Annotated in this window: 11 protein-coding genes; all 11 read left to right on the forward strand. The window is 54.9% G+C overall.

What is annotated here, in order from left to right:
• Nucleotides 1–55 precede the first annotated feature (55 nt).
• Nucleotides 56–718, forward strand: coding sequence for a 16S rRNA (guanine(527)-N(7))-methyltransferase RsmG (gene rsmG, locus VNZ60_RS10385; RefSeq protein ID WP_325658796.1), 663 nt, complete (start codon nt 56–58; stop codon nt 716–718).
• A 20-nt stretch (nt 719–738) separates the two neighbouring features.
• Entirely contained in the window at nt 739–1,380 is a 642-nt protein-coding gene (leuE, locus tag VNZ60_RS10390) for a leucine efflux protein LeuE (RefSeq protein WP_325658799.1), read from the forward strand.
• 17 nt (nt 1,381–1,397) lie between these two features.
• Nucleotides 1,398–2,168, forward strand: coding sequence for a ParA family protein (locus VNZ60_RS10395; RefSeq protein ID WP_325658801.1), 771 nt, complete (start codon nt 1,398–1,400; stop codon nt 2,166–2,168).
• Between the two features lie 143 nt (nt 2,169–2,311).
• Nucleotides 2,312–3,208, forward strand: coding sequence for a ParB/RepB/Spo0J family partition protein (locus tag VNZ60_RS10400; RefSeq protein ID WP_325658803.1), 897 nt, complete (start codon nt 2,312–2,314; stop codon nt 3,206–3,208).
• Between the two features lie 354 nt (nt 3,209–3,562).
• A complete protein-coding gene (locus VNZ60_RS10405) occupies nt 3,563–3,907 on the forward strand; it encodes an ATP synthase subunit I (protein WP_325658805.1) in 345 nt (114 codons plus the stop codon).
• Nucleotides 3,904–4,728 (forward strand): F0F1 ATP synthase subunit A, encoded by an 825-nt coding sequence (gene atpB, locus VNZ60_RS10410; protein ID WP_325658807.1) that lies wholly within the window; start codon nt 3,904–3,906, stop codon nt 4,726–4,728. The genes VNZ60_RS10405 and atpB overlap by 4 nt, the downstream gene beginning before the upstream one ends.
• A 113-nt stretch (nt 4,729–4,841) precedes the next feature.
• Nucleotides 4,842–5,087, forward strand: coding sequence for a F0F1 ATP synthase subunit C (gene atpE, locus VNZ60_RS10415; RefSeq protein ID WP_325658809.1), 246 nt, complete (start codon nt 4,842–4,844; stop codon nt 5,085–5,087).
• Nucleotides 5,088–5,153: 66 nt separating this feature from the next.
• Complete coding sequence (locus tag VNZ60_RS10420; RefSeq protein WP_325658811.1) at nt 5,154–5,624, forward strand: F0F1 ATP synthase subunit B; 471 nt, start codon at nt 5,154–5,156, stop codon at nt 5,622–5,624.
• 2 nt (nt 5,625–5,626) lie between these two features.
• The gene (locus VNZ60_RS10425; protein ID WP_325658813.1) at nt 5,627–6,166 is read left to right on the forward strand and encodes a F0F1 ATP synthase subunit delta; all 540 of its coding nucleotides are present in this window, start codon (nt 5,627–5,629) and stop codon (nt 6,164–6,166) included.
• A 67-nt stretch (nt 6,167–6,233) separates the two neighbouring features.
• The gene (gene atpA, locus VNZ60_RS10430; RefSeq protein ID WP_325658815.1) at nt 6,234–7,775 is read left to right on the forward strand and encodes a F0F1 ATP synthase subunit alpha; all 1,542 of its coding nucleotides are present in this window, start codon (nt 6,234–6,236) and stop codon (nt 7,773–7,775) included.
• A 17-nt stretch (nt 7,776–7,792) separates the two neighbouring features.
• Nucleotides 7,793–7,945, forward strand: a 153-nt coding sequence (locus VNZ60_RS10435; protein WP_325658817.1) for a F0F1 ATP synthase subunit gamma, incomplete at its 3' end; no start/stop codon positions are given.

Genomic DNA, 7,945 nt, shown 5'->3' on the forward strand with positions numbered 1-7,945 from the left:
GCATGAAAAACAACGACCGCCCAGGTAATTGCCGGGATAATCAAGGAGTGGCAGCATGAGTTCAACGCAGACCGCGTCGCTGGAAGCGAGCCTGCAGCAGGGTGCACAAACATTAGGCATTACGCTGGATCAGCAGCAGCAACAGCAATTGCTGGCCTATCTGAATTTGCTGGCGAAATGGAACAAGGTCTATAACCTGACCTCGATCCGCGAACCGGCACAGATGATGACGCATCATTTGTTGGACTCGCTGGCGGTGGTGCCGGCTTTTGCCGCGGCTGAGAATGTGCTGGATGTCGGCGCCGGCGGCGGCTTGCCAGGGATAATCCTGGCAATATGGGCCAGCAAGGCCAAGCCGGCGATGCGGGTGTCCATGATCGACACGGTGCACAAGAAAACGGCATTCCTGACCCAGGTCAAAGCCGAGTTGGGCCTGAGTAACGTTAGTGTTCATACCGCGAGAGTAGAGCAGCTGCAGGTGGCGCAGAAATTCGATGTGATCACTTCGCGCGCTTTTGCCGAATTGGCCGATTTTATCAACTGGTCGGCGCATTTGCTGACAGATGACGGCCAGTTCATCGCGCTCAAGGGCGTCAAGCCGGATCAGGAAATCGCCCGCTTGCCGGCCGGTTGGGAAGTAACGGAAATAAAGCCGCTGGCAGTGCCGGGGCTGGATGCGGAACGGCATCTGATTTTTATTAAACGCAGCAAGCAATAACAGGAACAGGTTTAACTGACATGAGCGCTTTTTTTCACACCCTTGGCATTACCGACGTCTGGCAGTTGATCGCCGCCACCGTAGTGTTCCTGGTATTGCCCGGAGCAGGGACTTTCTGCATCCTGACCTGCGCCGGTAAGGCCGGCTTGCGTGGCGGCTTCGCTTCCGTGCTCGGCGTCATGCTGGGCGACGCGGTGCTGATGTTCCTGGCGGCGATCGGCGTGGCGGCATTGCTGACAGCCAACCCGCTGGTGTTCAAGGGCGTGCAATACCTGGGCGCGGCCTACCTGGCTTTCCTCGGCTGCAAATTGCTGTTTGCTAAGCAGAAGGGCGGCGCCGGCACCGACAGCGATGGCGGCTTTGTCAGCGGCGGCAATTTTACCCGCGGTTTCCTGGTGACGCTGGTCAATCCGAAATCGATCATCTTTTACATGGCGTTTTTTCCCTTGTTCATCGATCCGGCCGCGCATCGCGGCAGCCTGACTTTCCTGGCCATGGCTGCAATCATTTCCAGTTGCACATTGATTTACGGTAGTCTGCTGGTACTGCTCGGGAATACCGCCGCCAAGCGCCTGGGACAAAATCGCCGTATTGCCGCATTCGCCTCCAGGGCCGCAGGAATTTTCCTGATCGGTTTTGGCATCAAGCTAACAACCAATTAATACGACCAGACCACTACATGGCAAAAATATTTTGTGTCGCCAATCAAAAGGGCGGGGTCGGTAAAACCACCACCGCCGTTAATCTGGCCGCCGGCCTGGCGCAATTGAATCAGCGCGTATTGCTGGCCGATCTCGATCCTCAGGGCAATGCAACCATGGGCGCCGGGATCAACAAGGGAACATTGACTGCCTCGATTTATGAAGTGCTGCTGGGTATGTCGGATATCAAGTCGGTGCGCAAGACTTCAGAAACCGGCGGCTTCGACGTCTTGCCGGCGAATCGTGAACTGGCCGGCGCTGAAGTGGAAATGGTCGAACTGGAGAATCGCGAAAAACGCTTGAAAGATGCTTTCACCGGCGTCGCCGACGACTACGATTTCATCCTGATCGACTGCCCACCGGCCTTGTCGATGCTGACCCTGAACGGTCTGTGCGCCGCCAACGGCGTCATCATCCCGATGCAATGCGAGTATTACGCGCTGGAAGGTTTGTCGGATCTGGTCAACACCATCAAGAAGGTGCACGCCAATCTGAATCCGGACCTGAAGATCATCGGTTTGCTGCGCGTCATGTTCGATCCGCGCATGACATTGTCGCAACAAGTATCGGAAGAGTTGGAAAAGCATTTTGGCGACAAGGTGTTCAAGACCGTGATTCCGCGCAATGTGCGCCTGGCGGAAGCGCCGTCGTACGGCATGCCGGGCGTGAGTTTCGATGCCGCTTCCAAGGGCGCACAGGCGTATATCGCCTTTGGCGCGGAGATGGTGGAACGTATTAAGAGCATGTAATGCACAGCTAATACACCGGTAATACACGGTTAATACAGAAGTTATCCATGGGCTTAGTCACAGCTTATTCCTGGCTTGCCCACATAGTTGTCCACTGAGTTATCCACAGGCTGCCTGTGGTCAGTAATCTACGGTAGGAAAAGATGGTCACGAAAAAATCAAAGGGTCTGGGTCGCGGTCTCGAAGCCTTGCTAGGCGGATCGACGGATATCGCTGAAGCGGTGCCGACTGTGGTCGGCGCACCGTCGGTATTGGCGGTAAGCGTCATGCAAGCCGGCAAATACCAGCCGCGCACCCGCATGGATGAAGGCGCACTGGCCGAACTGGCAGCGTCGATCAAGGAGCAGGGCTTGCTGCAGCCGATCCTGGTGCGGCCGATCGCTTTGCACAATGGCGCTCAGCACTATGAAATCATCGCCGGCGAGCGCCGCTTCCGCGCCGCCCAGCTGGCTGGGCTGATCGAGGTGCCGGTGCTGGTTAAGGATGTCGACGACCAGACCACTGCGGCGATGGCGCTGATCGAAAACATGCAGCGCGAGGACCTGAATCCGCTGGAAGAAGCGCAGGGTATCCATCGCCTGATCACCGATTTCAGTTTTACCCACGAACAGGCGGCGGTATCGGTAGGGCGCTCGCGCAGCGCAGTATCGAATCTGCTGCGCCTGCTGAATCTGGCCAGGCCGGTGCAAACCATGCTGATGGCGGGCGATATCGATATGGGCCACGCCCGGGCGCTGCTGGCAGTGGATGCCGCAACCCAGATCACGCTGGCCAACCAGGTGGTGGCCAAACGCATGTCGGTGCGCGATACCGAAAAACTCGTGGTGCGCGCCACTGCCGAGGCCGACGCCGCCGACCGGCCTGCCAAGAACAAGGAAAAGCCGCGCGATATCGCCCGGCTGGAAGAAGAATTATCCGATTTGCTGGCGACGCAGGTAACCATCAAGACCGCCGCCAAAAATCGCGGTCAGCTGATCATCGATTTTTCCGATCTGGATACGTTGGACGGTTTGATTACACGCCTCAAGGGCGTAGAGTAAGTTACAAAGCAGGCGGCCGGCTGACGGATTGAGGCGATTTCGGGATTCACAAATTTGGTGCATGCGAGGAAATCGATGGCGTCGGCGAGTTCGCAGATTGGTCCCAAAGATGTGTCGGAACGGGACAACTGGAGCTGCCGTCATCTGTTGTATAAGCTTATGATTCGGCAGCAAAAGTTTGACGAAAGCCGCGGCCAGCCTTTATAATCCTCGGGCTTCTAAATCAGCCGTAGACAGGCAACTGCGAGGCAACTGCGTGGCAACCAAGTGGTCGATGCGCGATGACTGCGCTGCATCATCACAATGCAACCGCGTTCTGTTAGGCGAGTAGTTTTCGCACATTATTGGGTCAGTATGCTGCGCATCGTGCTTATGCAATTTGTTACTACGCTGGTGCTGGCATGTGTGGCAGGTTTACTGGCCGGCGTATCCGGATTTTGTTCCGCGCTTTTAGGTGGTGTGTGCTGCGCGGTTCCCAATGGACTGTTTGCTCTCCGTCTTTACATCAGCGCGCGCAAACCAGGCGGCGCCAACCCGATGTCTTTTTTCATCGGTGAGTTTGTCAAAATTGCTACAACGATTGCGCTGTTTGGCGCGGTCGTATGGTTGTACCACGATTTGAATTGGCCGGCATTTATCGTCAGCTTCATCGTGGTACTTAAAAGTTACATAATCTTACTTTTTAGACATCGATCATGACCGTAGCTCCAAACGAAGCACTAACCCCCTCAGAATATATCGTCCATCACCTTGGACATCTTTCAACTGGCCATCAAAGCAAGATAGTCGACTTTTCGATTATCAATATCGACACGATTTTCTGGTCGGTGTTTGCCGGTGTGTTCGGCTGTCTGTTGATGTATATCGCCGCGCGCAAAGCAACCGCGGGCGTGCCAGGGCGTTTCCAGGCCTTCGTTGAAATGGTAGTCGAAATGGTCGACGACCAGGCCAAGGGCATCGTCCACGGCGATCGCAGCTTCATCGCACCATTGGCGCTGACCGTATTCATCTGGGTCGCATTGATGAACTCGCTCGACTTCCTGCCGGTTGACATGTTCTCCAGTTTCTTCAAGCTGGTCGGTCTGGATGGCGTGATTTCCCACCACCGCGTAGTGCCTACCGCCGACCTCAACGGCACTATGGGCATCGCCCTCGGCGTGCTGGCGCTGATGCTGTACTACAGCTTCAAGATCAAAGGTGTCGGCGGCTTCCTGCATGAACTGGTGGCTGCTCCTTTCGGTATCTGGCTGGCTCCTGCCAACCTGCTGTTGAACCTGATTGAATTTGCTGCAAAGACTGTATCGCTGGCGATGCGGCTGTTCGGCAACATGTATGCCGGCGAACTGCTGTTCCTACTGATCGCGCTGCTCGGTTCGACCGCCACCGCGTTTGGTTTTGTCGGGCATGTCGTGGCCGGCTCGATCTGGGCGATTTTCCATATCCTGATCGTCTTGCTGCAAGCGTTTATTTTCATGATGCTGACCCTGGTCTACATCGGTCAGGCGCATGAGGCGCACTAAACAGCGACACTCACCTGCGCTGGATTTGAATTTGTAGTTTTTGTTTTAGATCTGTTTTTCGTATTAATTTTTTGTATTAATTTTTGTATTCACTTAACTTTGAAGGAATTGTCATGACTGATCTGTCTTTTGTTGCTTTGGCTTGTGGTTTGATCATCGGTTTGGGCGCTATCGGTGCTTGTATCGGTATCGCAATCATGGGTGGTAAGTACCTCGAAGCATCGGCACGTCAACCAGAACTGATGAACACCCTGCAAACCAAGATGTTCCTGCTGGCCGGTCTGATCGACGCTGCGTTCCTGATCGGTGTTGGTATCGCTATGTTGTTCGCATTCGCAAATCCTTTCGTTGCTCACTAATTTAATCAAGCGTAACCGAATCTGCTGAGTCACTTCAGCACACGTTATTCTGAGAAGGAAATTACCGTGAACTTAAACGCAACATTGTTTGCTCAGTTCGTGGTCTTCTTTGTCCTGGCGCTGTTCACGATGAAATTCGTGTGGCCGCCATTGACTAAGGCGCTCGATGAGCGCGCCAAGAAGATCGCGGACGGCCTGGCAGCCGCTGATCGCGGCAAGGCAGATCTGGCAGCCGCTGAAAAGCGTGCTTCGGCAGAACTGGCGACCGCGCGCGACGAAGGTCAAAAGCGCATTGGCGAAGCTGAAAAGCGTGGCCAGCATATCGTCGACGAAGCCAAGAAAACGGCCGCCGAAGAAGCTGCTCGCATCATCGCTAACGCCAAGGCTGAAGCGGAACAGCAAATGACCAAGGCACGCGAAGCTCTGCGCGGCGAAGTTGCGACCCTCGCGGTCAAAGGCGCCGAACAGATCCTCAAGCGCGAAGTCGATACTGCGGCACATGCCGATTTGCTGAACCAACTGAAAACAGAGCTGTAATCATGGCTGAACTTGCAACGATTGCTCGTCCTTATGCAGAAGCACTGTTCCGTGTGGCCAAGTCGCAAGATCTGGCTGCGTGGGCAAATCTGGTTGCCGAGATGGGCCAGGTAGCGGCCAATTCCGATGTCAAGGCGCTGGCGCACAATCCTGCCGTCTCGCATCAGCAAATCGCCGATACATTTCTGGCGCTGTTGAAATCGCCGCAAGCAGCCAGCGCCGAAGTCAAGAACTTCGTCGCGACGCTGGTTGATAACGGCCGTTTGATCGCGTTACCGGAAATCGCCGAGCAGTTTCAAGTGCTGAAGAACGCACAAGAAGGCGCTGCCGACGCGTACATCACCAGTGCTTTTGAAATGACCGAAGCGCAAGTGAAGGATTTGATCGCCACGCTGGAAAAGAAATTCAGCCGCAAGCTGAACCCATCGGTAACTGTGGATAACTCGCTGATCGGCGGAGTGCGCGTAGTTGTCGGTGACGAAGTGCTAGACACTTCGGTGCGCGCCAAGCTGCAAGAACTGCATGCTGCTTTGGCCGCATAAATACTGATCGGTTTTGACTTTTGCGTATTTGCGTAACTGAGCAACGAGAAAAATTTTAGGAGTTAATATGCAACTCAACGCGTCTGAAATCAGCGAACTGATCAAGAGCCGGATTCAAGGCCTTGGCGATACCGCTGAAATTCGCAATCAGGGCACGGTTATTTCCGTGTCCGACGGTATCTGCCGTATCCATGGTCTGTCTGACGTGATGCAAGGTGAGATGCTGGAATTCCCAGGCAACACATTCGGCCTCGCGCTGAATCTCGAGCGCGACTCTGTCGGCGCCGTTATTCTGGGTGACTTCGAACACATTTCCGAAGGCGATACAGTCAAATGTACCGGCCGCATCCTGGAAGTGCCTATCGGTCCGGAACTGCGCGGCCGTGTAGTGAATGCACTGGGCCAGCCTATCGACGGCAAGGGTCCGGTCAACACCAAGCTGACAGCGCCGATTGAAAAAATCGCGCCAGGCGTTATTGCCCGTCAATCGGTTTCGCAACCTATGCAAACCGGCATCAAGTCGATCGACTCGATGGTGCCTATCGGCCGCGGCCAGCGCGAGCTGATCATCGGCGACCGTCAAACCGGTAAGACTGCCGTTGCGATTGATGCGATCATCAATCAAAAGGGCCAGGACGTGACATGTATCTATGTCGCTATCGGTCAAAAAGCATCGTCGATCAAGAACATCGTGCGCTCGCTGGAAGCACACGGCGCCATGGAATACACCATCGTGGTTGCTGCATCGGCTTCCGAGTCGGCTGCGATGCAATACCTGTCGGCCTACTCCGGCTGCGCAATGGGCGAATATTTCCGTGACCGCGGTGAAGACGCGCTGATCGTGTATGACGATCTGTCCAAGCAAGCTGTTGCATACCGTCAGGTATCGCTGCTGCTGCGCCGTCCACCAGGCCGTGAAGCTTATCCTGGCGACGTGTTCTACCTCCACAGCCGTTTGCTGGAACGCGCAGCACGCGTGAACGAAAAGTACGTCGAAGATTTCACCAAGGGTGAAGTCAAGGGCAAGACTGGTTCGCTGACTGCTTTGCCGATCATCGAAACCCAGGCTGGCGACGTTTCCGCCTTCGTTCCGACCAACGTGATTTCGATTACCGACGGTCAGATCTTTCTGGAAACTTCCTTGTTCAACGCCGGTATCCGTCCTGCGATCAACGCCGGTATTTCGGTGTCGCGTGTTGGTGGCGCTGCTCAGACCAAGGTTATCAAGAACCTGTCCGGCGGTATCCGTACCGACCTGGCGCAGTATCGTGAACTGGCTGCGTTCGCGCAGTTTGCATCCGACCTCGACGAAGCGACCCGCAAGCAGCTGGATCGCGGCGCACGCGTGACCGAGCTGTTGAAGCAAGCGCAATACTCGCCGTTGTCGATCTCGCTGATGGCAGTGTCTTTGTTCGCGGTCAACAAGGGTTTCCTGGATAGCATCGAAGTCAAGCAAGTACTGCCGTTCGAAAGCAGCCTGCATGACTTCATGAAGACTAGCCACGCGCCTTTGCTGCAAAAGATCGAAGAAACCAAGCAACTCGACAAAGATGGTGAAGCTGCATTGTCTGCCGCCGTTGCTGATTTCAAAAAATCGTTCGTGGCTTAATTTAACTGGAGCACGGAATGGCTACAGGTAAAGAGATACGCAGCAAGATCAAGAGCGTAGAAAATACGAAGAAGATCACCAAGGCGATGGAAATGGTCGCCGCATCCAAAATGCGCAAGGCGCAGGACCGGATGCGTGCGGCACGTCCCTACAGTGACAAGATTCGTAAT

The sequence above is a fragment of the Collimonas sp. genome (genome assembly GCF_035566375.1).
In the GTDB taxonomy this organism is placed as follows: Bacteria; Pseudomonadota; Gammaproteobacteria; order Burkholderiales; family Burkholderiaceae_D; genus Collimonas.